The sequence below is a fragment of the Catenulispora sp. GAS73 genome (genome assembly GCF_041262085.1).
Classification (GTDB): Bacteria; Actinomycetota; Actinomycetes; order Streptomycetales; family Catenulisporaceae; genus Catenulispora.
Genome location: NZ_JBGCCM010000035.1, coordinates 100,204 through 122,696 on the forward strand (window position 1 = coordinate 100,204; position 22,493 = coordinate 122,696).

Consider the following 22,493-nt stretch of genomic DNA (forward strand, 5'->3'; position numbering starts at 1 on the left):
ATGCGCGCCCTCGGCTCCGCCGCCCCGACTACCATCGCCCTGCCGCCGGCCGCCACTCTCGCCAGAGTCCCGGCCGCCGTCTCCGCCGCCCCGATCCCCGCCACTCCGACCGCTGTCGCCTGGCCCGCGGCCGCCGCTCTCACCACTGCCCCGAGCGCCGCCACCCCAGCTCTGGCCGCTGCCTGCCCCGCCTCGATCTCCGCCGCTCCGACTGCTGTCGCCCGGCCTGCCATCGCTCTCGCCAGTGCTCCGGCCATCGCCACCCCAGTCAGGGCTGTAGCCTCCGCCGCCCCGATCTCCGCCGCTCCGACTGCTGTCGCCCGGCCCGCCATCGCTCTCGCCAATGCTCCGGCCATCGCCACCCCAGTCAGGGCTGTAGCCTCCGCCGCCCCGATCTCCGCCATTCCGACCGTCATCGCCCGGCCCGCCGCCGCGCCGGCCAGTGCTCCGGCCATCGCTTCCGCTGCCCCAGCCCTGGCCGCAGCCGTCCCTGCGGTCTCTGCCGCCTGCACTGCTCGCGCTTCGGCCGCCGGTGTCCTGGCGATCGCCTCCACCACACCTGCCCTGGCCACGGTTCCGGCCGCCGCCACTGTCCCGACCGTCTCCGCAGCCTGGGTTGCCTCAGCTCCGGCCGCCGCCTCTACTACCTCCACCACCTGCTGTGTCGACATCTCCGACCAGCACCGCGTCGCCCAAGCCTTCGTCACCGCCGCGATCCGCCTCGGCCCGGCGGTCCTCCCCGCCGCGCCCGACCGACTCCCGGCACCGGCCTACCGCGGCCGCCACCGCCGGGCCGAAGCCGCCCACCCCAGCGATCCTCCTCGGGCGGTCCGGCCATGAGCATCGCGCGCACCCACGCCGTGGCCCTCAACGGCACCCAGGGCGTCGTCGTCGAGGTCGAGGTCAACGTCACCCGCGGCGCCACCCGCACCCAGATCCTGGGCCTGCGCGACACCGTCCTGTCCGAATGCCGCGACCGGGCCCGCGCCGCCGTCTACAACTCCGGCCACCGCTGGCCCGACGGCAACGTGACCGTCGGCCTGTCGCCGGCCTGGGTCCGCAAGGAGGGCTCGGCCTTCGACCTCGCCGTCGCGGCCTGTGCGCTCGCCGCCGACGGCACCGTCAGCCAGCTGTCGCTCCAAGGCGCCATGTTCCTCGCCGAGCTCTGCCTCGACGGCCGCCTGCGCCCCGTCCGCGGCGTGCTTCCGGCTGCCCTCGCCGCCCGCGACAACGGCATGACCGAGGTCTTCGTCGCCGAACCCAATGCGCTGGAGGCCTCCCAGATATCCGGCCTCGAAGTTCACGGCATGCGCTCGCTCGCCCAGGTCGTCGCCTTCCTTCAGGGCACGGAGATCCCCGACGCCGAACCCCTCCCACAGGACACCGCCCCGCGCACCGGCCCCCTGCGCTCCCCGCGCCCCCTGCCCGACATGGCCGACGTCCTCGGCCAGTACGACGCCCGCCGCGCCCTCGAAGTCTCCGCTGCCGGCGGCCATCACCTCCTCCTGGCCGGAGCCCCCGGAGCCGGCAAGACCCTGCTCGCCGAACGCCTGCCCTCGATCCTGCCGCCCCTGGCCGAGGCCGAGGCCCTGGAGGTGTCCTCCCTCCACTCGATCTCCGGCACCCTGCCCTGGGACAAGCCCCTGATCACCGACCCGCCCTACCAGAGCGTCCACCACACCTGCACGGTCGCCGGCATGGTCGGCGGCGGCACCGGTCGCATCGTCCCCGGCGCGATCAGCCGTGCCCACCGCGGCGTCCTGTTCGCCGACGAGATCGCCGAGATGCAACGCGCCGTCCTGGAAGCCCTGCGCGAACCCCTCGAAGCCGGCGAGATCGTCATCGCCCGAGCGTCCGGCATCGTCATCTTCCCCGCCAGATTCCTCCTGGTCGCGGCCATGAACCCGTGCCCCTGCGGCCGCGCCGGCACCGCGGGCGGCCAGTGCACCTGCACCCCCGACGCCCGCCGCCGCTACACCCAGAAGCTCTCGGGCCCCTTCCTCGACCGCATCGACCTCCGCCTCCAGGTCCACCCCGTCGGCCGCGCCGAACTCTTCGGCGCCCTGCCCGGCGAATCCAGCGCCGACGTCCGCGACCGCGTCCTCGAAGCCCGAGACCGAGCCATCCACCGCTACGCGGACCGCCCCTGGACCACCAACGCCCAAATCCCAGGCAACGCGCTCCGCGCCGAATTCGCCCCCGCCCCCGCGAGCCTCAAGGACATCGACGCCCGCTACCAAGCAGGCACCCTCACCGCCCGAGGCTACGACCGCCTCCTGCGCGTGGCCTGGACCGTCGCCGACCTCACCGGCCGCCCGCGCCCCGGCCCCGACGAAGTGGCCACCGCCCTCGCCTTCCGCCAAGGCCTGCCCGGCCAACTAGCCACCTGACCCCACCCGCCCCGACACCAGGAGCCCACCATGACCTCCCTGCTCGCATCCCCCGACACCCCGGAGCCCACAATGACGTCCCTTGTCGCCACCCCACCCACCCCGAGCCCCGACCTCTCGACCACCGTCACGCTGCCCCGCTACTCCGGACCCGAGCCGCCCGCCGCGCCCGAACCCGTACCCCCACCGCGTTCACCTGATTCGCTGTTCTACGCGGATGCCAACCGCACATTGGCCGCCGACCCAGCCCTTTCGGCCGCAGAGCCCGCCCCGCCCAACCCGGAGCCCTTGCCTCTTGCCCCAGATCCCCAGCTGTCCTCGCGCGCGGGCAACCCCACCAGCCCAGCGCTTTCGGCCGATGCGGAGGATCGTCCGCCTTCGCTCCTCGCCCCGGACTCGCTCTTCTACAAGAGCTCGAACACCGATCCGCCGACCGACCCCGCACCACCTGCCGCACCGGAGCCCGACCGATCCAGTCCCGAGCCCTCGCTCCTGGCGCCGACATCCGTGTTCTACGCAGCCGCCGACCCCACCCCGCCCGCCGACAGCACTCCCACCACCGAGCCCCTTCTCGCCCCGACCTCGCTCTTTTACGCGACCCCCGACCGCTCTCCAAGCACCGTCCCAGAGCCTCCCGCAGCAGCGTCGGACCAAGATCTGACCGAACCTCCCGGGCCTCCCGTCCCCGAACCGACCCCTCCACCGCCAACACTCCGCCGCTCGCCCGAACCAGTCCTCGTCACCGCTGCCCCGCACGATCCCACCGGCGCGGAGCGCCGCGCACGCCTCGTCCTCCACCACGCCTCCGAGCCCGGAGACGCGCTGCTCTGCCGCCTCGTCGCGCGCTTCGGTGCCCCGACCGTCGCCTCGGCGCTCCTCTCCGGAAGCGCCGCAGACCTCTTGTCGTCCCAAGACGAGGCGTCGGCAGGCGACCGCGCGGCTCTCATCGCCCGCGCCCACACGCTCCAGACCCGCTGCTATCGCGCCGATCCCGACGCCGATCTCGCGGTCGGCGAGAAGACCGGTGCCCGCTACGTCATCCCGGCCGATCCGCAGTGGCCGGCGGCGCTCGACGACCTCGGCGACGCCGCCCCGCTGGGCATGTGGTTCCTCGGCACGGCTGACCTGGTCGCGGCTTCGAGGCGCGCCGTGTCCATCGTCGGCGCGCGCATCGCCACCGGTTACGGCATGCACGTCGCCGGCGAGCTCGCCGCCGGCCTGGCCGAGCGCGGGTGGGCCGTGATTTCCGGTGCCGCACGCGGCATCGACGGCGCCGCCCACCGCGGTGCACTCGCCGCGCGTGGCGTGACGGTCGCCGCACTCGCCTGCGGTATCGACCTCGTCTACCCCGCTGGCCACGAGGCGCTGATCGGAGCGATCGCCTCCGACGGGCTCGTCGTCTCCGAACTGCCTCCGGGCACCTCCGTCAGCCGCTTCAGATTCCTCGACCGTAACCGCGTCATCGCGGCCCTGGGCCTCGGAACCGTCGTCGTGGAAGCGGCGTCCCGCAGTGGTTCCCTCGTCACCGCACGCCTCGCCGACGAACTCGGCCGTCCCGTGCTCGCGGTGCCGGGACCGGTCACGTCGGAAGCCTCCGAGGGCACTCACCAGCTGATCCGTGACGGCGCCCTCCTGGTCACCAAGGCCGCCGAAGTCATCGAACAACTCGGCGAACTCGGCGCCGACCTGGCCGAGCGCACCAGCTCCCGGCGTCCCCGCGACTCCCTCGACCCGATCGCGGCCCGCGTGTTGGACGCGCTCCCGGTCGCAGGCCGGGGCACGCTCGACACCGTCGAAGCCGCCCTCGCCGCGGGCCTGGAACCCCGCACCGTGCACCAGGCGCTGAACCGGCTCACCGCGGCCGGCTGGGTGGATCGCGACGAGAGGGGGTGGTGCGCGCGCCTGCTCCCGTGAGCCCGCAGCGGAACCCTACGAATGCCGCCGCCGACTCACCGTCTCGTTGTCAGCCGCAGTCGCGATTCGACTCAGGACCCGAATCCGATTTCCCCTCCAGAAAGGAGCCGCGATCGACCGCATCCCGACCCCTTCCCCTCGCCCCCGTGCAGGTCCGCGCCGCGCCCGGGTCCGGAACCGCCGCGGCGGAGCCGTCACCTGGCGCGGGCCGGATCCCGGAGCGATTGCCCGGACTGCCGACCTGCTCCTGGAGCGTCATCCGACGTAGGCTGGTGACGTGGACGACGCGTACCGGGCGGCCCTGGACCGCTTCGAGGAGGATCTGCGGGCGCGCAGGTTGTCCCCGCACACGGTGCGTGGCTACGTCGCCGACCTCGTGGACCTGTTCGCCTTCGCCGAGCGCGCCGGCGTCGGGCGGCCCACGGAGATCGGTCTGGACGTCGCAAGGTCCTGGCTCGCCGAGACGGCGCAATCCGGCGCGGCCCGAGCCACCCTGGCTCGGCGCACGGCAGCCGCACGAGCGTGGGGCCGCGAGGCCTCGCTGCCCGGGCTGGTCCGCCTGGTGACGCCGAAACCGCGCTCGCCGTTGCCGACGGTCCTCTCGCAACGCCAGATGTCCGACGCGCTCGCGACGGCCGCCGACGACGCCGCGACGCACCCGACGGAACCCTTGGCGCTCCGTGACGTGGCCATCCTGGAGTTCCTGTACGCCACCGCGGCCCGCGTGTCCGAGGTGTGCGCCCTGAACGTGGACGACGTGGACTTCGCGCGCCGCACCGCCCGCCTGTCCGGCAAGGGCGGACGCGACCGCACGGTGCCCTTCGGCGTGCCGGCCGAGCGTGCGCTGCGCGCGTGGCTGGCGGACTCCGCGCGTGGCAGCGTGCTGGCCGCCGCTCGTGCGAGCGGTGCCAAGCGTGCCGCTGCGGGCGCTGCAGCAGCTGGGTGGGTGGGTGGGGGAGGGGGAAACCAGAAAACTGTCAAAGACCCCGCCACCGAAGCGGTCTTCCTCGGCGCCCGCGGCTCCCGCATCGACCCCGCCGTCGTCCGCCGCCTCGTCCACGCCCGCCTGCGCGCGACCCCCAACACCCCGGACACCGGCCCCCACGGTTTCCGCCACACCGCCGCGACTCACCTGATCGAGGGGGGCGCGGATCTTCGTGACGTTCAAGAGCTCCTCGGTCACGCTACGCTCGCAACAACCCAGATCTACACCCATGTGACGGCAGAGCGGATCAAGGCACGGTATGCCCAGTCCCACCCGCGGGCGTGAGGACAGCGTCCTCGACCAGGCGCAGCCCGCAGCGGCCCCCGGCGTCGCCGACGCGGCGTCGCAGGTCGCGGCTGCCCCGCGTCCCCGGGCCGGCCACACCCCGGGCGAGCGCACGCCGTCACGCGACACCGCCCCCGCCGCCAACCGCCCCCACACGCCGCACGCCGCAGCCGCAGCCGCCGCCGACGACGCGGCCAAGCCCGTCGCGCTCCCGGCTCCGAGCGCTGGAACCCGGGCCCTGAACGAGCGCACGGACCACAGCAACCGCGTCGACGGCATCCGCAGTGCGGACGGTGACGACCACGGGCGCCTCGTCGGGGCGAGCGGCCGAGCCGGCGACGGCGCCAAAACCTCGCCCGCTTTCGCGGCAACCGGGGGCGCCGACCGATCGCCGAACGCCGGGTCAGGCGTGTCCGCAAGCACGACCAGCCCCTCGGCCTCCGACAGCCCCGCCGCGAACCCGACCGCCGGGCCGCGCGACAACCCATCGGCGCGCCCCACCGGCGACGCCGCCGCAGAGCCCGCCGCCACCGCCCCGGAAAGGCCTGCCGCAGAGCCCGCCGCCGACGCCGCCGAAAGCCCCACCGACAAGCCCACCGACAAGCCCACCGAAAAACCCACCGACAAGCCCACCGAAAAACCCACCCCCGACACCGCCCTGGACACTCTCTGGGACGACTTCAAGCGCACCGGCGACCTCGGCCTCCGCGAGCGCCTCATCCTGCACTACTCCCCGCTGGTGAAGTACGTCGCCGGGCGCGTCCGCGTGGGCCTGCCCGGGGCGCTGGACTCCGCCGACTTCGTCTCCTCCGGCATCTTCGGGCTCATCGATGCGATCGAGCGCTTCGAGCCGCATCGGCACGTCAAGTTCGAGACGTACGCCATCGCGCGGATCCGGGGCGCCATCATCGACGAGCTGCGTGCGCTCGACTGGATTCCGCGGTCGTTGCGGCAGAAGGCGCGGGAGATCGAGCAGGCTTCCGTGCGGTTGGAGCAGGAGTTCGGGCGGACGCCGAGTGAGGCGGAGATCGCGCGGGAGTTGGGGATCGGGCTCGGGGAGTTGCGGCAGATCTTCAGCAAGCTGTCGTTGGTGAACGTCGCGGCGCTCGACGAGCTGCTCGCGCTGCCGACGCAGTCCGGGGACCGGATTCCGCTCATGGAGACGCTGGAGGACGGCGACGCGCCCGACCCCGTGGCGCTCTTCGAGGTGCAGGAGACGCGGGCTCTGCTGGCGCGGGCGGTGAACTCGCTGCCGGAGCGGGACAAGACGGTCGTCACGCTCTACTACTTCGAGGGCATGACGCTCGCGCAGATCGGCGAGGTGCTGGGGGTCAGCGAGAGCCGGGTGTGCCAGATCCACACCAAGGCGGTGCTGACGTTGCGCGGCAAGTTGTCCGCGAAGGAGTAGGACCTTCATCGGACCGTTCTCAACGCCGGGTTGTGTACAGGTGTGTGGACGCGGCACCTTAGTGCGCATGCCCAGGATCCGTGCCGCCACCGTCGTCGAGCACCGGGAGATGCAGCGCCGCGCGCTGCTGGAGGCGGCGCGCGACCTGGTGGCCGAGGGCGGGGTCGCCGCGTTGACGTTTCCGGCGCTGGCCAAGGCGACCGGGCTCGCGCGCTCCAGCGTGTACGAGTACTTCAAGTCGCGCGCCGACGTCATCGAGGCCCTGGTCGCGCACGAGTTCCCGGCCTGGATCGGCGAGGTGCGCGCGGCGATGGCGGCCGAGACCACGGCCGAGCGGCAGCTCGCCGCCTACGTCCGCCGCCAGCTGGGCCTGGTCTCCGAACCGGGGCACCGCGCGCTGCTGGCGCTGTCCGGCCAGGAGCTCGACGGCGACGCCCGCGACCGCATCCGCGCGGCACACGGCTGGATGCTCGACCTCGGCATCGGCGTACTGCGCGCCCTCGGCCACCCGGAGCCACGCCTGGCCGCGGCGCTGGTGCAGGGCACGGTCGACGCCGCCGCCAAGCGCATCAGCCTCGGGGCGGATCCCGCGGAGGTCACCGAGACCGCCGTCTCGATGGTGCTGTTCGGCGGCCTGGGCTCGGCCCGCCGCCACACACAGGCGCTCAACGCCCAGGCCGGCCAGACGCGGCCGCAGCCCGGGGGGAGTACGCGGCGGCGCGCGGCCTCCGCGAGCTGACATCGCGGCGCGGACCAGCATGCGGGCAGGCGGCCAAGCAGCTTAGTCGCCAGGTAGGTGTGGGCGGCAGGGAAGCTGAGCTGCCAAGTTGCCAAGCCGCCGAGCTGCGAAGCTGCCGAGCCGCCGAGCCGCCGAGCCGCCGAGCTGCCGAGCTGCGAAGCTGCCGAGCCGCCGAGCCGCCGAGCCGCCGAGCTGCCGAGCTGCCGAGCCGCCGAGCCGCCGAGCTGCGAAGCTGCCGAGCCGCCGAGCCGCCGAGCTGCCGAGCTGCCGAGCTGCCGAGCCGCCCAGCTGCCAAGCCGCCGAGCTGCGAAGCTGCCGAGCCGTCAAGCCGCCGAGCCGTCGAGCCGCCGAGCCGTCGAGCCGTCGAGCCGTCGAGCCGCCGAGCCGCCGAGCCGCTGAGCTGCCAAGCCGCCGAGCCGCTGCAAGCCGCTGCAAGCGCGCGGGACAGCCGGACGCGTCGGCCGACAGATGAGCTAGCTGTACAGGCGAGCCGGCAAGTCAGGGCACGCAAGCAGATCCGAGCAGGCCGGCGATCGGGCAGGCGGGCAGCCTCACAAGCCAGCCGCCGAGCACTCGGGCTGAGAGCAAGCAGGGGCGCACATCCCAGCCCCCTGACAATCCGACAAATAACCCAAAAGAACCACGAATCCGTGACATCCCGCACCCCCCACACCATCCTGGCCGCATGCGCCTCCGCAGAACCCTGGCGCTCGTCGCCATCGCCACCGCGCTCTCCGTTGCGCTGCCGGCCTTGGCGTACTCCGGCCCGCGGCTTCTCGCCGCCGCTTCCAGTGCCTCCCACGCCAAGGGCGCGAACCAGGCGCGGTCCGCTCAACCCCCGCCGGCGCCCGCGCACGATCCCGCTCGCACCTGGACCTGGCCGCTCACGCCGCCTCGCGGTGCGCGGCGTCCCGTCGTCGTCCATGCCTTCCAGCCTCCGGCGAAGCGTTGGCAGACCGGTCATCGCGGGGTCGATCTCCTCGGCGGTCCCGGGCAGGAGGTTCTGGCGGCGGGCCAGGGCACCGTCAGTTACGCCGGCATGCTCTTCGGTCGTCCTGTCGTCGCCATCGATCACACCGCCCCCGGCCGCGACACGCTGCGTACCACTTACGAGCCCGTCGATCCCGTCGTGAAGGTCGGGGACAGGGTCCGGACCGGTCAGCTCATCGGGCACCTCGTGGATTCGGCCGCCGACCACTGCGCGCCCCGGACCTGCCTGCACTGGGGCCTCGTGCGCGGCTTCGGGCACGCCGAGCGCTACCTGAATCCGGTCGGGCTCCTGGAACGCGGCCCGGTGCGGTTGTTGCCGGTGTGGGGCGTGAGGTAGACGCAGCCTCACAAGGCGCAATCCGGGAGAGCGCTCCTCGGCCACCGCGCCTAGCGTCGGACGCGGGCCGCGGAAGAACCCGGTCCGGTCAGCGACCGTGTCAGCGAGAGTGAGGCCGAACCGATGAGCCTGGGCAAGAAACTCGGGAAGCCGGACGCCGAGGTCGACGCGGTGCTCATGCACTCCACCTCGCCCGCCGTCCCGAACGCCGACCACCTGGAGATCACCTACCCCGGGGACGACACCGTGTGGTCGCCGGCCGAGGAGATCGACGTGACCTGGGACCTGCGGGGCGACGTGCAGCGTCCCCTGGACGTCACGCTGGTGCGGCAGACCGGCGACCGGTCAGGGCCGAACTTCGGGCGGCTGACGTTCTTCACATTGGCCCGTGGCGTGGACCCGGCTAAGAAGAAGGTCACCATCGAGGTACCCGACGTGCCGCCCGGCGGCGACTACGCCATCAGCATCTCCAGCGCGGACCCGCTGACCGTCTACAGCCAGGTGCTCACCATCGCCGAGCCCGCGTAGACGTACGCACCGGACACGTGGACCGGACACACGCACCGGACACACGACCCCCGACCCCGACCCCAAAACCCCCACCCACCCCACCACCCCCAAACACCACCCCGACCATCGCCCCACCCCCACCCCGAAACGCACCGTGTCCACTCGGCTCCGGCTCGCGTGGGAAAACTCCTCCCCGCGGCCCGGTAGACTGCTCTCAGCAGCCGGAGTCCCCTCTGGCTGACTTCGCGTGTCCGGCAGCCGTCCAACCGCAAGGCCAGACGGCCCCGAGGCGCCTCGGTCCGCCCTCCCAGCGCAAGCCCGGTGAGCGGTACAGCGCCGCGGGTCTGCTCGGCGACAAGGCTCAACCGCCTCGTCGCCGTGATTGCCGGTCACCAGGGACAACCGAGATCCGACCAAGGAGGACACGGCATGGCCGTCGTCACGATGCGCCAGCTCCTGGAGAGCGGCGTGCACTTCGGGCACCAGACCCGGCGCTGGAACCCGAAGATGAAGCGTTTCATCCTCACCGAGCGCAACAGCATCTACATCATCGACCTGCAGCAGTCGCTGTCGTACATCGACCGCGCCTACGAGTTCGTCAAGCAGACCGTCGCGCACGGCGGCACGGTGATGTTCATCGGCACCAAGAAGCAGGCCCAGGAAGCCATCGCCGAGCAGGCGACGCGCGTGGGCATGCCGTACGTGAACCACCGCTGGCTGGGCGGCATGCTGACCAACTTCAGCACCGTCTACAAGCGGATCCAGCGCCTTCGCGAGCTGGAGGAGATCGACTTCGACGACGTCGCGGGCTCCGGCATGACCAAGAAGGAGCTGCTGGTCCAGCGCCGCGAGAAGGAGAAGCTGGAGCGCACTCTGGGCGGCATCCGGGACATGTCCCGCGTCCCGTCCGCGGTGTGGATCGTCGACACCAAGAAGGAGCACATCGCCGTCGGCGAGGCGCGCAAGCTGCGCATCCCGGTCGTGGCGATCCTGGACACCAACTGCGACCCGGACGAGGTCGACTACAAGATCCCGGGCAACGACGACGCGATCCGCTCCGTCGCGCTGCTGACCCGCGTCGTCGCCGACGCCGTCGCCGAGGGCCTGATGGCCCGCGCCGGCAGCAAGGCCGCCGAGGGCGAGCAGGCCGGCACCGTCGCCGTCGACGAGCCGCTGGCCGACTGGGAGCGCGACCTGCTGGCCGTGGACGACGCCAAGGCCGCCGAGGCCGCCACCGTCCCCCCGGTCGCCGCCGACGCCCCGGCTGCCGCCGAGGCTCCGGTCGCCGAGGTTCCGGCTACCCCGGCCGCCCCGGCTGCCCCGGCTCCGGCCGTCGCCGAGGCCCCGGCCGAGGAGGCGCCGGCTGCGGAGGCCCCCGCCGAGGTCCCGGCCGCTCCGGCCGAGGACGAGCAGGCCTGAGCCGGTCCGACTGGTTGATTTCCGCGGTGCGCCGGGCGGTGACCCCGTCCGGCGCGCCGGAAGCCGATCCACGACGATCCACTCTTAAGGACGAGTAACCATGGCGAACTACACCGCCGCCGACGTCAAGAAGCTCCGCGAGCTCACCGCCGCCGGCATGATGGACTGCAAGAAGGCGCTGGAGGAGACCGACGGCGACCTCGACAAGGCTGTCGAGTTCCTGCGGGTCAAGGGCCTGAAGGGCGTCACCAAGCGCGAGGGCCGCTCGGCCTCCAACGGCCTGGTCGCCAGCGCCGTCGACGGCGTGTCCGGCACCCTGATCGAGCTGAACTGCGAGACCGACTTCGTCGCCAAGGGCGAGGCGTTCCAGACCGTGGCGGCCACCGTGCTCGCGCACGTCGTGAACGCCAAGCCGGCCGACGTCGAGGCGCTGCTGGCCTCGGAGATCGAGCCCGGCCAGACTGTGCAGGTCTTCCTGGACTCGGCCAACGCCACGCTGGGTGAGAAGATCGAGCTGCGCCGCTTCGCGCAGTTCCACGACGGCTACGTCGCCTCCTACCTGCACAAGACTTCCCCGGACATCCCGGCCCAGATCGGCGTCCTGGTCGAGCTGGACAAGGAGAACGCCGAGGTCGCCAAGGACATCGCGCAGCACATCGCCGCGTTCTCGCCGACCTACCTGACCCGCGACGAGGTCCCGGCCGACGTCGTGGAGACCGAGAAGCGCCTGGCCGAGGAGACCTCCCGCGAGGAGGGCAAGCCGGAGGCCGCGCTGCCGAAGATCATCGAGGGCCGGGTGAACGGCTTCTTCAAGGAGAACGTCGTCCTGGAGCAGGCGTTCGCCAAGGACCCGAAGAAGACCGTGAAGAAGATTCTCGACGAGAACGGCGTCACGCTTAAGCGTTTCGCGCGGTTCCGCGTCGGTAGCTGACCGGATCTGAAAAACTAAAGAGCACCGAATAGCTACGTCGAAGGAGCCGCTGCTGTGAAGGAAACCAATAAGGAAACCGACACGGCGGCGGTTCCTTCGCGTGCTGAAAAGAACCGCAGGGTTCTGCTCAAGCTCTCCGGCGAGGTGTTCGGCGGCGGGCAGATCGGGGTGGACCCCGAGGTCGTCAAGAGCATCGCCAAGGAGATCGCGGACGTCGTCTCCGAGGGCGGTGTGGAGGTCGCGGTCGTCGTCGGCGGCGGCAACTTCTTCCGCGGCGCCGAACTGTCGCAGCACGGCATGGAGCGCTCTCGCGCGGACTACATGGGCATGCTGGGCACAGTGATGAACTGTCTGGCTCTGCAGGACTTCCTGGAGAAGCTCGGCATCCCCACCCGGGTGCAGAGCGCGATCACCATGAGCCAGGTCGCCGAGCCGTACATCCCGCGCCGCGCGATCCGGCATCTGGAGAAGGGCCGCGTGGTCATCTTCGGCGCCGGGGCCGGCATGCCGTACTTCTCCACCGACACCACCGCCGCGCAGCGCGCGCTGGAGATCCACGCCGAGTCCATCCTGATGGCCAAGCAGGGCACTGACGGCGTGTACGACTCCGACCCGAACAAGAACCCGGACGCGGTCAAGTACGACACGCTGTCCTATGACGAGTTCCTGGCGCGCAACCTGAAGATCGCGGACGCCACCTCGGTGTCCCTGTGCCGTGACAACGGCATGCCGATCGTGGTGTTCGGCCTGCAGCCGGGCAACATCGCGCGCGCCATCCGCGGCGAGAAGCTCGGTACCGTCATCGGCCCGGCGCACTGACCGGCGCATCAACCGGCGTACTGACCGGCGCATCAAGGCGAGCCCGCACTGTTTCGGTACGGCCGACCGCGAACGCACTAAGCTGCGCTTGAGCTTTGTAGTGGACACAGCAGAGCGCGAAGACTTCTAGGGAGCCCCCAAGTGATCGATGAGACCCTCCTCGAAGCCGAGGAGAAGATGGACAAGGCCGTCGAGGTCGCCAAGGAGGATCTGTCGGGGGTCCGCACCGGCCGCGCCAACCCGGCGATGTTCAACAAGCTGACCGCCGACTACTACGGCACCCCCACGCCGCTGAGCCAGATGGCCTCCTTCCAGGTCCAGGACGCGCGCATGGTGGTCATCTCGCCGTACGACAAGACGGCGCTCGGCGCGATCGAGCGTTCGATCCGCGACAGCGACCTGGGTGTCAACCCGTCCTCGGACGGCGTGGTGATCCGGGTGGTGTTCCCGCAGCTGACCGAGGAGCGCCGCAAGGAGTACATCAAGGTCGCCAAGGGCAAGGGCGAGGACGCCAAGATCTCGCTCCGCAACATCCGCCGGCACGCCAAGGAGACCCTGGACAAGCTGGCCAAGGACGGCGACGCCGGCGAGGACGACGTGCGCCGCGCCGAGAAGCAGCTGGACGACCTGACGCAGAAGCACACCGCGAAGATCGACGAGTTGCTCAAGCACAAGGAAGCCGAGCTGCTGGAGGTCTGAGCCCTGCGGGGCTCGGCCTGCCGGGCGGGCTATCCGACGTCCACCGCGGACCGGCGGCTATGATCGCTGCCGGTCCGTCGCGTTTTTCTCACCGAGTTCACGGGAGAGGGACGGCGGAGTTCACGAGGGGCGAGTAGGGGATGGTGCGGGCGCATGGCATCCACGCAGACCAGGCGCGGTGAGGCGCAGGCCCCCGGCGAGGGGCCGGGAGGCGGCGGTGCCGGGCGCCCTGGCGCGGGTTCGCGGGGCCGTGGCGGTCCGGGCCCGGGTCCGGGCGGTTACGGCGGTCCGGGTGGCCCCAACGGCTCGGGTCCCGGCGGCCCCGGCGGTCGAGGTGGTCCGGGCGGTCCCGACGACGGAGCGGGCGGCGGAGGCAGCGGCGGCGGTGGCGGTGGCGGACGCTCCGGCGCCGGTGCGCGCGGCGCGGGCGGCGGCAACCCCGGAAGCGCGGGCAACGCCCCCGGCAAGTCCGCCGGCCGTGCCGGGCGCAACCTGCCGGCCGCCATCGGCGTCGGCGTGGGCCTGGCCGCGGTCCTGCTGGGCACGCTGTTCCTTCGTGGTGCCTTCGCCGTAGTAGTCGCGATCGCGGTGGTCATAGGAGTCCGCGAACTGGCGCGGGCGATGGCCACCCACGACGTCCAGGTCCCCTGGCCGCCGATCGCCGCCGGCGGGCTCGGCATGATCGCCGCGTCCTGGTTCGGCGGCCCGACCGCGATGGTCGCGGTACTGGCGATGACCTCGCTGGCCGTGCTGGTCTGGCGGATGGCCGAGGGCGCGGACGGCTTCCTGCGCGACGCCACGGCCGGCCTGTTCACCCTGGTCTACGTCCCGATGCTGGCCTCGTTCGCGGTGCTGATGCTGGCCCAGGACAACGGCTACAAGCGCGTGATCCTGTTCCTGACGCTGCCCATCGCCAACGACACCGGCGGGTACGCCACCGGCGTGTTCTTCGGCAAGCACAAACTGGCCCCGAAGATCTCCCCCGGGAAGACCTGGGAGGGCCTGGTCGGCTCGCTGATCGTGACCGCCGCCGTGGGCGCCGTGGGCATCTCGCAGATGCTGGACGGCAAGATCTGGCAGGGCGTGCTGCTCGGCGTCGCGGGGGTGGCCTCGGCGACGCTCGGCGACCTGGTCGAGTCGGTGATCAAGCGGGACCTCGGGATCAAGGACATGGGGAACCTGCTGCCCGGCCACGGCGGGATCATGGACCGGCTGGACTCGATGCTGGCGACCGCGCCGGTGGCGTGGCTGCTGCTGAGCTTGTTCCTCGGGTGGAAGTAGACCCCTATAGAGAAGCCCTGCGAGAAATCCCTATAGGGAAATCTCACAGGGCTCTTCGCTATTAGAGCTGGATTCAGTTAAGCGGCGTCCACCCAAGAGTTCGCAGTAGCCGCCTCGGACGCGAGAACCGCTTCGACGAAGCCGGTCGGATTGTCCAGAGTGATGTTGTGCCCGCAATCCGGTAGCGCCACGACCCGCACCCCTGCGTCGCGCAGTGCGTCAGCCCCCTCCAGAGGGCCGTCGGCGGACGGGTAGAGGTACGTGCGCGGGATATCGAGCGTCTTCAGAATCGCGCGCCCCTCGAACTGCGCCAGACTGGCCGCGCTCCGATAGAGGGCCACCGGACCGGCCATACGCATCGTCGCGCGCCACCCCGGGTTCACGCTCGCCAGGGTCTCCTCATAGCCGCCTCCCCGCAGGAACACGGTCTCGCCATAACGCGCGATCTGCGAGGAGCCAGGGCGGGGGATCTCCGGCGCCGGGTCGAGGTTCGAGTCGATGAGGACCAGGCTCGCCACCAGATCTGGGTGTCTGAGTGCGAGCACTGTCGCTATGGAGCCGCCCATGCTGTGTGCGAGGACCTGCGCGCCGGACACGCCGGCGGTCCTCAGCGCGGTCGCGACCCAGTCCGCGTGGTCTTCGACGGTGTAGTCGGCGTCGGCGGGCCGGTCGCTAATGCCGAAGCCGAGCAGGTCCAGGAGCAGGGAGCGCCGGCCGCGCAGGCCGTCGCTCGTGGCGACCTCGGCGAAGCAGTGCGTCGAGCTGCCTCCGAGGCCGTGGAGGTACACGCGGGCCGGCTCGGTGCCGGGGAGTTCGGTGCCGGGCAGTTCGGTCCAGTGGATGGCCGAGCCGTCGGTGCGGACCTCGGCGGTGTGCAGTGTCATGGTGTTCCCCCTGGTCGCGGATATGCCGGAGGCGAGGGAATATACCCGCCGGCTCTGACAGTCCTCCTGCGGCGCGGCGTCCTGCAGATCGCACGTGTGACCAGTCGCACGGAAATCGAGTGGCTGCGGAACACCATCGGGGCGTTCGAGGCGCAGAGCGGTCACTCGGCCGTGGGAAACTAGTAACACTATGTCTGCTGAAGCCCCCGAAACGCCCGCCGTCGACGTCGAGATCGCGCCGAAGCCGCCGCGCCCCGGCGAGCTGACCTTCAGCTCCCCGCGGCGGGCCAAGCCGCCGCGCCACCTGGCCGACCTCACCTCGGCCGAGCGCAAGCAGGCGCTGACCGAGCTGGGGCATCAGGGGTTCCGTGCCGCCCAGGTCTCCAAGCACTACTTCGGGCATCTCGCCGATGATCCGGCCGAGTGGACCGACGTGCCGGCCGCCAAGCGCGAGGAGCTGGCCGGGATCCTCACTCCGAAGCTGCTCACACCGATCCAGGAGCAGACCGCCGACAACGGCACCACGCGCAAGACGCTGTGGCGCCTCTTCGACGGCGCGACCGTCGAGTCGGTGCTGATGCGCTACCGCGACCGCACCACGATGTGCGTGTCCTCGCAGGCCGGCTGCGGTATGAACTGCCCGTTCTGCGCCACCGGCCAGGCCGGTCTGACCCGGAACATGTCCACCGGCGAGATCGTCGAGCAGGTGGTGGCCGGCGCCCGGACGATGGCGCGCGGCGAGGTGCCCGGCGGGCCGGGGCGGGTCTCCAACGTCGTGTTCATGGGCATGGGCGAGCCGCTGGCCAACTACAAGGCCGTGATCGGCGCCGTGCGGCGGCTGACCGAGCCGGTGCCGGACGGCCTCGGGCTGTCCGCGCGGCACATCACCGTCTCCACGGTCGGCCTGGTCCCGGCGATCGAGAAGCTGACCGCCGAGCGCATCCCGGTGACCCTGGCCGTCTCCCTGCACGCCCCGGACGACGAGCTGCGCGACACCCTCGTCCCGGTGAACACCCGCTGGAAGATCTCCGAGGTCCTCGACGCCGCCTGGCGCTACGCCTCGGTCACCAAGCGCCGCGTCTCCATCGAGTACGCGCTCATCAAGGACATCAACGACCAGGCCTGGCGCGCCGACCGCCTGGGCCGCATGCTCCGCAACAAGCTGGTCCACGTGAACCTGATCCCGCTGAACCCGACGCCGGGCTCGAAGTGGACCGCCTCCCGGCCGGAGGACGAGGCCGATTTCGTGCGCCGGCTGGAGGAGTGGGGCGTGCCGGTCACGGTGCGCGACACCCGGGGCCGCGACATCGACGGGGCGTGCGGTCAGCTCGCCGCCGCGGTGAAGGAGAAGTAGGGGAGCACGGGGAGTAGGGGAGCCAAGATGCCGCCGTCCGGATTCCATCACGTCGAGATCTGGGTGGCGGACCTGGCACTGGTCGAGCCCTCCTGGAACTGGATCCTCGGCGAACTCGGCTGGGAGCTCTACCAGAACTGGCCCGCCGGACGCAGCTGGCGCATCGGCGAGTCGTATCTCGTGGTCGAGCAGTCCTCGGCGGTACGGCCGGGACTTCCGTACGACCGGATGCGCCCGGGCCTGAACCATCTGGCGGTACACGCGCCGGACCGGACGACCGTCGACCGCATCCACGCCGCAGCAGAAGCAAACGGCTGGCAGCCGCTGTTCGCCGAGAAGTATCCGCATGCCGGCGGACCGGAGCACTACGCCGCCTACCTCACCGATCCCGCCGGATTCGAGATCGAGGTCGTGGCACCCGCGGAGCACGGACCCGACGTAGAGGGTTGATTTTCCCTACCCTGAAACGATGTCCGCCACAGCCGCGGCCGCCGGGAGCGGGTTCTCAGCGGCGAAGCCGGATTCCCTGTTCTCCCCACGCTATCTCGCCATCACCCTCGGCCTGGCGTCCTCGGTCCTGCTGACCGCCTTCGAAGGCCTGGCCGTCTTCACGGCGCTGCCGGTGGCCGTCGGCGCGGTCCGCGGCACGGCCTACCTTTCGCTCTGCTTCACCGCCTTCACCACAGCCAGCCTGGTCGGCATGGTGGTCAGCGGCGTCCGCGCGGACCGCGCCGGGCCGGCGGTGCCCTTCCTCGGCGGCACAACGATTTTCGGCGTCGGGCTGCTCGTCGCCGGGTCCGCGGACACGATGGCGCAGCTGGTCGCCGGGCGTGCGCTGCAAGGCTTCGGCGCGGGATTGGTGATGGTGTCGCTGTACGTCATCCTCGGCCGCGGCTATCCGGAAAGCCTGCGCGCGTCGGCTTTGGCGATGATGGCCGCGTTGTGGGTGCTGCCGTCGATCGTCGGCCCGCTGGTGGCCGGGATCCTGACCGAGGACGTGTCCTGGCGTTGGGTCTTCCTCGGCGTGGCGCTGCTGGTGCCTTTGCCGGTGGCGCTGACCGCCGCGCCGCTCCGGAGGATGAGCGGATCCGTTGCGGCGTCAGAGGAAAACGCCGCGAGTGGTGCACCTCGCCGACGCGTCCGGCTCGCGATCGTCGCGGCTGTCGGAGCCGGTGCGTTGCAGTATGCGGGTCAGGACTTCACGCCGGTCGGCATCGTGCTGGCGCTCGGCGGGATCGCGCTGCTGGTCCCGAGCGTCCCCCAGCTGCTGCCGCGCGGGACGCTGCGCGTCGCGCGCGGCCTTCCGTCGGTCATCGTCATGCACGGCGTGCTCGGCGCCGCCTTCTTCGGGGCCGAGAACTACATCACCACGATGCTGGAGACCGACCGCGGCCTGTCGCCGACGATCGCCGGCCTGACCCTGGTCGGCGAGGCGGTCAGTTGGGCCGGCGCCGCGCAGCTGGCCAGCCGCGGCAAGCTGCCGTTCTCGCGCGAGACGATGGTGCGGCTCGGGCCGCTGGTGACGATCGCGTCGATCGTCGTGACCGGTTCGGCCGCGGTGCTCCCGGCGCCGGCGGTGATCGTCGCGATCGGCATGGTGCTCGGCGGCTTCGGGATGAGCCTGGTCTACCAGACCCTGAATCTGCTGCTGCTCCGGTACTCGCCCAAGGAGAGTCAGGGCACGAACTCCTCGGCCATGCAGATCTGCGACAGCCTGGCCGCCATCGCGCTGACCGGCGGCACCGGCGCGGTCTTCCACGCGCTGCACCACGCCGGGCCCGGGAATCAGGGCATGTACATCCTCATCTTCGCGATCATGGCGGCGGCGGCCGGCGGGACGGCTCTGCTCGCACCCCGGGTCGGCGCCCGTGAGTTGGTTCAGACGCCACCGGCGCTTCGTTGAAGTGATCGGCGGCGCGGGATAGCGTCCGCCTCATGGCCATGGATCGGAAGAACAGCTCGATCATCGTTTTCGGGGCCGGTGGCCGTGCCGGTCGGGCGATCGTCGCGCAGGCGCTGCGTCGCGGGCACCGCGTGGTCGGCGTCGTCCGGGATCCGGCCCGGTATCCGGGGCTGGCCGACCTCGGCGACGACGTCACGGTCGTGGCCGGCGATCTCACCGACGCGAGCAGCGTCGAGTCTGTGATTTCCGGAGTGTCCGGCGAGGTCGCGGCCGTGGTGAACGCCGTCACCCCCTTCACGGCCCCGCCGGAGTCGTTCGACGACTTCGACGACGACTACTACGTACACCTCGTCGAGAACCTCAGCCGCGCGGTCGCGGACCGGGGCTGCCGAGTGGTCGAGATCGGCCTGTTCGCGATGCTGAAGACCAGCGACGTTTCGCGGGTGTACCAGGACGTCGTGGCCTTCCCCGAATTCCTGCGGCCGTTCGCCGTGGCCCGAGTGCGCGGGCTGAACGCCTGGGGCGACCAGCCCGACAGGGTCGACTGGCTGGTCCTGAGCCCGCCGCCGGGCCTGGCGTCCCACACCCGGTCGACCGGCCGCTACCGCCTCGGGGACGACGTCTTCGACCCCAAGGCGACGGTGCACCTGTCCTACGCCGACCTGGCCGTGGCGGTGCTGGACCAGATCGACACGCCGACGGTCCACCGCTGCCAGGCCGCCGTCTACGGCCTGGAAGTAGGCGCGTAGGCGCCCAGCTGCCTCCGCGCGCCTACGCGTCCCGCCGCTCGAACATCAACGCCCCGACGACCAGCAGCACCACGACCTCGATCGCGAACACCGTGAACCCGGTCCACGGCGCGAAAGCCTTGTCCGGATGGCGGTTCGTCTCGCCGAAGGAGGTCACCTGCCCGCCGGCGTTGCCCGGCATCACCTTGAACAGCCAGCGGCCGACCGAGCCGGGGATGAGCTGGACCAGGTTGCCGATGATGAAGATCAGGGCCAGGCCGATGGTGATGGCGCCGGCGGTGTGCCGCAGCAGGAAGCCCATCGCCAGCCCGAACACCGACAGTCCGGCCAGATACAGCGCGCTGCCGAAGATGGCGCGAGTGGCGCCGGGATAGGACATGTCCACGCCGACGTGCTTAGCCTTCAGCGGAATGTTGCCCAGGTAGAAGCACAGGAACGCGGTGGCCAGACCGATGACGAACACCAACGCGGCCAGCAGGATCGCCTTGGCCACCAGGATCTCCGTGCGCCGCGGCATCGCGGTGAGCGTGGTGCGGATCCCGCCGGTGGAGTACTCGGCGCTGATCGTCATCACGCCCAGGACGTAGGCCGCGATCTGGCCGACGAAGGCCAGCCCGACCAGGACGATGTCGGCCGAGTCCGGCTTGCCGGCGGCCAGGTCCTTGGCGTACGAGTTCGCGGCGGCCAGGCAGATCAGCAGCGTGATGACGGCCGAGCCGGCGAACAGGGTGACCAGGGTCCAGAAGGTGGAGCGGACCGTGCGGATCTTCATCCACTCGCTGGAGACCACGTTGCCGAAGCCGGCGTGGCCGTCGACGGCGGACCCGGGTCCCGGTCCGGTCGCGGTGGCGGGAGCGGCGGTCATCGCCGGGCCTCCCCGCTGTCGGCGGCCGGCGGCCGGACCTGGTCCGGGGCTGGGCTCGGTCGGCCCATCCCCGGCTGGCCCATGCCCGGCTGGCCCAGAACCTGGCCGGGCTCCATGCCGGGCACCCCGGCGTGGTACTCGACGCTGTCCGCGGTCATGCTCATGAACGCCTCCTCCAGGGACGGCTGGACCACCGCCAGCTCGTGCAGCCACAAGCCGTTCTGGCCGGCCAGGTCGCCGACGGCCTCCGAGGTCACGTCGAAGACCTCGACCGCCCCGTCGTCGTCCGGCAGGGCCTCGGTGCGCCAGCCCTGCCCGGCCATCAGCTCCTGCAGCTTGCCGATGTGCGGGGAGCGGACGCGGACGTGCGTGGTCGCGTTCTGCGCGATGAACTCGCGCATCGTGGTGTCGGCCTTGATCTCGCCGCGGCCGATGACGATCACGCGGTCCGCGGTCAGCGCCATCTCGCTCATCAGGTGGCTGGAGACGAAGACCGTGCGCCCCTGCGCGGCCAGCGACTTCATCAGGTTGCGGACCCACAGGATGCCCTCGGGGTCCAGGCCGTTGACCGGCTCGTCGAACAGCAGCGTGCCGGGGTCGCCGAGCAGCGCCGCGGCGATGCCCAGGCGCTGTCCCATGCCCAGGGAGAAGTTGTTCGAGCGCTTCTTCGCCACCTGCTCCAGCCCGACCAGGCCGATGACCTCGTCGACGCGGCGCAGCGGGATGCCGTTGGACTTGGCCAGGCACGCCAGGTGGTTGTAGGCGGTGCGGCCGCCGTGCACGGACTTGGCGTCCAGCAGCGCGCCGACCTCGCGCAGCGGCACCGGCAGGCTCCGGTACGGCTTGCCGTCGACCGTGACGGTGCCCTCGGTCGGCCGGTCCAGGCCCAGCACCATGCGCATCGTGGTGGACTTGCCGGCGCCGTTCGGGCCGAGGAAGCCGGTGACGGTCCCGGCCTCGACGGTGAAGTCGGCGTGGTCCACGGCGACCTTGTCGCCGTAGCGCTTGGTGAGCCCGACGGCTTGGATCATGCGCCGCTCCTCGCGATCATGCGGCGCATGGCCGCGGCGGTCAGGGCGCGCGCCACGCCGCGGATCTGCTGCCGTCGGGCGATGACGAGTTGCGTCGCGGTCAGCGCGAGGACCGCGGCCAGCGCGGTCGGCCACGCGGCGCTCCAGGCGGAGGCGTCTGCGTGCGGGAGGTGAACGATGGCGCCGCCTCGGGAGCGCGCTTCGGCCAGTGGCGCGGCGGCGGACGCGGACGCGGACACCCGCACCAGCGCGGCCGTGACCAGCGCGACCACCGAACCGGTGGCGAGCGCCGGCGCTCCGATCCACGCACGCCGGATGAGAAGCGCGGCGACGACGCCGACGACGAGGGGGAGGAGCGCGTGCGCCGGGGGCCGACCGGCGGCGATCGACGCCCCGAGCCCGAGCACGGTGCCCGCGCACGCCGCCCCGAGCGGACCGGCGACCTGGATCACCAGGGTGTCGGCCGGATCGGCGCCGGCGGCGGTGAGAGCATCGCGGCGCGCGCCGAGGCCGTCGAGATGGTGGCGGATCAGGGCGGCCAGGGCGAGCAGCGCCGGGATCGCGACCGCCGGATACAGGGCCCCGGCGAACGGCCACGCGGCGGCGGCCGAGGCCAGGGCCATGCCGCCGATGAGCAGGTGCTCGGCGCGTGGCGCGGCGCGCAGCAGCTCGGCGGCGATCCGCAGGCGGTAGTCGAAGCGGGTGATGGGGGTGGTGGTCAGGGCGCTCATCGCGAGGCCTCCAAGCCGGAAGCGGCGCACGGCTGCGTGGCGGTGTCGTGGGGGTGGTCGGCGCGGGTGGTCGAGCCAGCTGGCGTGGTGGCCGCCGGGGTGGTGGTCAGGGCGCTCATCGCGAGGCCTCCAAGCCGGAAGCGCCGTACGGCTGCGTGGCGGTGTCGTGGGGGCGGTCGGCGCGGGTGGTCGAGCCAGCTGGCGTGGTGGCCGCCGGGGTGGTGGTCAGGGCGCTCATCGCGAGGCCTCCAAGCCGGAAGCGCCGTACG

Annotated in this window: 21 protein-coding genes and 1 pseudogene; 17 read left to right on the plus strand and 5 right to left on the minus strand. The window is 71.7% G+C overall.

Going from position 1 to position 22,493, the window contains the following annotated elements; all coding sequences use genetic code 11:
• The 13 genes and pseudogenes from ABH935_RS39455 (at position 1) to ABH935_RS39515 (ending at position 14,707) form a co-directional block, all read left to right on the plus strand.
• Positions 1-840 (plus strand): hypothetical protein, encoded by an 840-nt coding sequence (locus ABH935_RS39455; protein ID WP_370383086.1) that lies wholly within the window; start codon positions 1-3, stop codon positions 838-840.
• Positions 837-2,390, plus strand: coding sequence for a YifB family Mg chelatase-like AAA ATPase (locus tag ABH935_RS39460; RefSeq protein WP_370383087.1), 1,554 nt, complete (start codon positions 837-839; stop codon positions 2,388-2,390). The genes ABH935_RS39455 and ABH935_RS39460 overlap by 4 nt, the downstream gene beginning before the upstream one ends.
• Before the next feature lie 30 nt (positions 2,391-2,420).
• Positions 2,421-4,304, plus strand: coding sequence for a DNA-processing protein DprA (dprA, locus tag ABH935_RS39465; protein WP_370383088.1), 1,884 nt, complete (start codon positions 2,421-2,423; stop codon positions 4,302-4,304).
• A gap of 277 nt (positions 4,305-4,581) precedes the next feature.
• Complete coding sequence (locus ABH935_RS39470; protein WP_370383089.1) at positions 4,582-5,574, plus strand: tyrosine-type recombinase/integrase; 993 nt, start codon at positions 4,582-4,584, stop codon at positions 5,572-5,574.
• 409 nt (positions 5,575-5,983) lie between these two features.
• A complete protein-coding gene (whiG, locus tag ABH935_RS39475; protein WP_370383108.1) occupies positions 5,984-6,982 on the plus strand; it encodes an RNA polymerase sigma factor WhiG in 999 nt (332 codons plus the stop codon).
• Positions 6,983-7,049: 67 nt separating this feature from the next.
• Positions 7,050-7,622 (plus strand): annotated as a pseudogene (locus ABH935_RS39480) (TetR/AcrR family transcriptional regulator); the annotation flags it as partial.
• Between the two features lie 784 nt (positions 7,623-8,406).
• A complete protein-coding gene (locus ABH935_RS39485; RefSeq protein ID WP_370383090.1) occupies positions 8,407-9,048 on the plus strand; it encodes a M23 family metallopeptidase in 642 nt (213 codons plus the stop codon).
• Between the two features lie 123 nt (positions 9,049-9,171).
• On the plus strand, positions 9,172-9,576 hold the full coding sequence (locus ABH935_RS39490) for a Ser-Thr-rich GPI-anchored membrane family protein (protein ID WP_370383091.1): 405 nt from the start codon (positions 9,172-9,174) through the stop codon (positions 9,574-9,576).
• Positions 9,577-9,987: 411 nt separating this feature from the next.
• Positions 9,988-10,977, plus strand: coding sequence for a 30S ribosomal protein S2 (rpsB, locus tag ABH935_RS39495; protein WP_370383092.1), 990 nt, complete (start codon positions 9,988-9,990; stop codon positions 10,975-10,977).
• A 100-nt stretch (positions 10,978-11,077) separates the two neighbouring features.
• Positions 11,078-11,908, plus strand: coding sequence for a translation elongation factor Ts (gene tsf, locus ABH935_RS39500; protein WP_370348950.1), 831 nt, complete (start codon positions 11,078-11,080; stop codon positions 11,906-11,908).
• 54 nt (positions 11,909-11,962) lie between these two features.
• Entirely contained in the window at positions 11,963-12,727 is a 765-nt protein-coding gene (pyrH, locus tag ABH935_RS39505; protein WP_370383093.1) for a UMP kinase, read from the plus strand.
• Positions 12,728-12,868: 141 nt separating this feature from the next.
• The gene (gene frr / locus ABH935_RS39510) at positions 12,869-13,426 is read left to right on the plus strand and encodes a ribosome recycling factor (protein ID WP_370383094.1); all 558 of its coding nucleotides are present in this window, start codon (positions 12,869-12,871) and stop codon (positions 13,424-13,426) included.
• Positions 13,427-13,579: 153 nt separating this feature from the next.
• On the plus strand, positions 13,580-14,707 hold the full coding sequence (locus ABH935_RS39515) for a phosphatidate cytidylyltransferase (RefSeq protein WP_370383095.1): 1,128 nt from the start codon (positions 13,580-13,582) through the stop codon (positions 14,705-14,707).
• A gap of 77 nt (positions 14,708-14,784) precedes the next feature.
• On the opposite strand, the gene ABH935_RS39520 is transcribed toward ABH935_RS39515, so the two are convergent.
• Positions 14,785-15,591, minus strand: coding sequence for an alpha/beta fold hydrolase (locus tag ABH935_RS39520; protein ID WP_370383096.1), 807 nt, complete (start codon positions 15,589-15,591; stop codon positions 14,785-14,787).
• A gap of 190 nt (positions 15,592-15,781) precedes the next feature.
• Between ABH935_RS39520 and rlmN the strand changes: the two genes are divergently transcribed.
• The 4 genes from rlmN to ABH935_RS39540 are packed head-to-tail and all read left to right on the plus strand — an operon-like array spanning position 15,782 to position 19,597.
• Entirely contained in the window at positions 15,782-16,945 is a 1,164-nt protein-coding gene (gene rlmN / locus ABH935_RS39525; protein WP_370383097.1) for a 23S rRNA (adenine(2503)-C(2))-methyltransferase RlmN, read from the plus strand.
• A gap of 27 nt (positions 16,946-16,972) precedes the next feature.
• The gene (locus tag ABH935_RS39530) at positions 16,973-17,395 is read left to right on the plus strand and encodes a VOC family protein (RefSeq protein ID WP_370383098.1); all 423 of its coding nucleotides are present in this window, start codon (positions 16,973-16,975) and stop codon (positions 17,393-17,395) included.
• 19 nt (positions 17,396-17,414) lie between these two features.
• Positions 17,415-18,848 (plus strand): MFS transporter, encoded by a 1,434-nt coding sequence (locus tag ABH935_RS39535; RefSeq protein WP_370383099.1) that lies wholly within the window; start codon positions 17,415-17,417, stop codon positions 18,846-18,848.
• Positions 18,849-18,880: 32 nt separating this feature from the next.
• Positions 18,881-19,597 carry an NAD(P)-dependent oxidoreductase gene (locus ABH935_RS39540; RefSeq protein WP_370383100.1) on the plus strand — a complete coding sequence of 239 codons (717 nt, stop codon included), beginning with the start codon at positions 18,881-18,883 and terminating at the stop codon, positions 19,595-19,597.
• A 22-nt stretch (positions 19,598-19,619) separates the two neighbouring features.
• On the opposite strand, the gene ABH935_RS39545 is transcribed toward ABH935_RS39540, so the two are convergent.
• From ABH935_RS39545 to ABH935_RS39560, 4 genes are read right to left on the minus strand one after another with little or no spacing between them, the layout of a single operon-like run.
• The gene (locus ABH935_RS39545; RefSeq protein WP_370383101.1) at positions 19,620-20,462 is read right to left on the minus strand and encodes an ABC transporter permease subunit; all 843 of its coding nucleotides are present in this window, start codon (positions 20,460-20,462) and stop codon (positions 19,620-19,622) included.
• A complete protein-coding gene (locus ABH935_RS39550; RefSeq protein WP_370383102.1) occupies positions 20,459-21,493 on the minus strand; it encodes an ABC transporter ATP-binding protein in 1,035 nt (344 codons plus the stop codon). The genes ABH935_RS39545 and ABH935_RS39550 overlap by 4 nt, the downstream gene beginning before the upstream one ends.
• Positions 21,490-22,224 carry a hypothetical protein gene (locus ABH935_RS39555; protein ID WP_370383103.1) on the minus strand — a complete coding sequence of 245 codons (735 nt, stop codon included), beginning with the start codon at positions 22,222-22,224 and terminating at the stop codon, positions 21,490-21,492. The genes ABH935_RS39550 and ABH935_RS39555 overlap by 4 nt, the downstream gene beginning before the upstream one ends.
• Complete coding sequence (locus tag ABH935_RS39560) at positions 22,221-22,343, minus strand: hypothetical protein (protein ID WP_370383104.1); 123 nt, start codon at positions 22,341-22,343, stop codon at positions 22,221-22,223. Before ABH935_RS39560 ends, ABH935_RS39555 begins: the two co-directional genes overlap by 4 nt.
• Between the last annotated feature and the right edge of the window lie 150 nt (positions 22,344-22,493).

Bases quoted from the DNA above. Each gene is read 5' to 3' on its own strand.
- ABH935_RS39530 (WP_370383098.1), top strand. From the start codon at position 16,973: ATGCCGCCGTCCGGATTCCATCACGTCGAGATCTGGGTGGCGGACCTG.
- ABH935_RS39455 (WP_370383086.1), top strand. From the start codon at position 1: ATGCGCGCCCTCGGCTCCGCCGCCCCGACTACCATCGCCCTGCCGCCG.
- ABH935_RS39460 (WP_370383087.1), top strand. From the start codon at position 837: ATGAGCATCGCGCGCACCCACGCCGTGGCCCTCAACGGCACCCAGGGC.
- ABH935_RS39555 (WP_370383103.1), bottom strand. From the start codon at position 22,224: ATGAGCGCCCTGACCACCACCCCCATCACCCGCTTCGACTACCGCCTG.
- rlmN (WP_370383097.1), top strand. From the start codon at position 15,782: ATGTCTGCTGAAGCCCCCGAAACGCCCGCCGTCGACGTCGAGATCGCG.
- ABH935_RS39540 (WP_370383100.1), top strand. From the start codon at position 18,881: ATGGCCATGGATCGGAAGAACAGCTCGATCATCGTTTTCGGGGCCGGT.
- ABH935_RS39560 (WP_370383104.1), bottom strand. From the start codon at position 22,343: ATGAGCGCCCTGACCACCACCCCGGCGGCCACCACGCCAGCTGGCTCG.
- ABH935_RS39520 (WP_370383096.1), bottom strand. From the start codon at position 15,591: ATGACACTGCACACCGCCGAGGTCCGCACCGACGGCTCGGCCATCCAC.
- rpsB (WP_370383092.1), top strand. From the start codon at position 9,988: ATGGCCGTCGTCACGATGCGCCAGCTCCTGGAGAGCGGCGTGCACTTC.
- ABH935_RS39515 (WP_370383095.1), top strand. From the start codon at position 13,580: ATGGCATCCACGCAGACCAGGCGCGGTGAGGCGCAGGCCCCCGGCGAG.
- tsf (WP_370348950.1), top strand. From the start codon at position 11,078: ATGGCGAACTACACCGCCGCCGACGTCAAGAAGCTCCGCGAGCTCACC.
- ABH935_RS39490 (WP_370383091.1), top strand. From the start codon at position 9,172: ATGAGCCTGGGCAAGAAACTCGGGAAGCCGGACGCCGAGGTCGACGCG.
- ABH935_RS39550 (WP_370383102.1), bottom strand. From the start codon at position 21,493: ATGATCCAAGCCGTCGGGCTCACCAAGCGCTACGGCGACAAGGTCGCC.
- dprA (WP_370383088.1), top strand. From the start codon at position 2,421: ATGACCTCCCTGCTCGCATCCCCCGACACCCCGGAGCCCACAATGACG.
- ABH935_RS39485 (WP_370383090.1), top strand. From the start codon at position 8,407: ATGCGCCTCCGCAGAACCCTGGCGCTCGTCGCCATCGCCACCGCGCTC.
- ABH935_RS39545 (WP_370383101.1), bottom strand. From the start codon at position 20,462: ATGACCGCCGCTCCCGCCACCGCGACCGGACCGGGACCCGGGTCCGCC.
- ABH935_RS39535 (WP_370383099.1), top strand. From the start codon at position 17,415: ATGTCCGCCACAGCCGCGGCCGCCGGGAGCGGGTTCTCAGCGGCGAAG.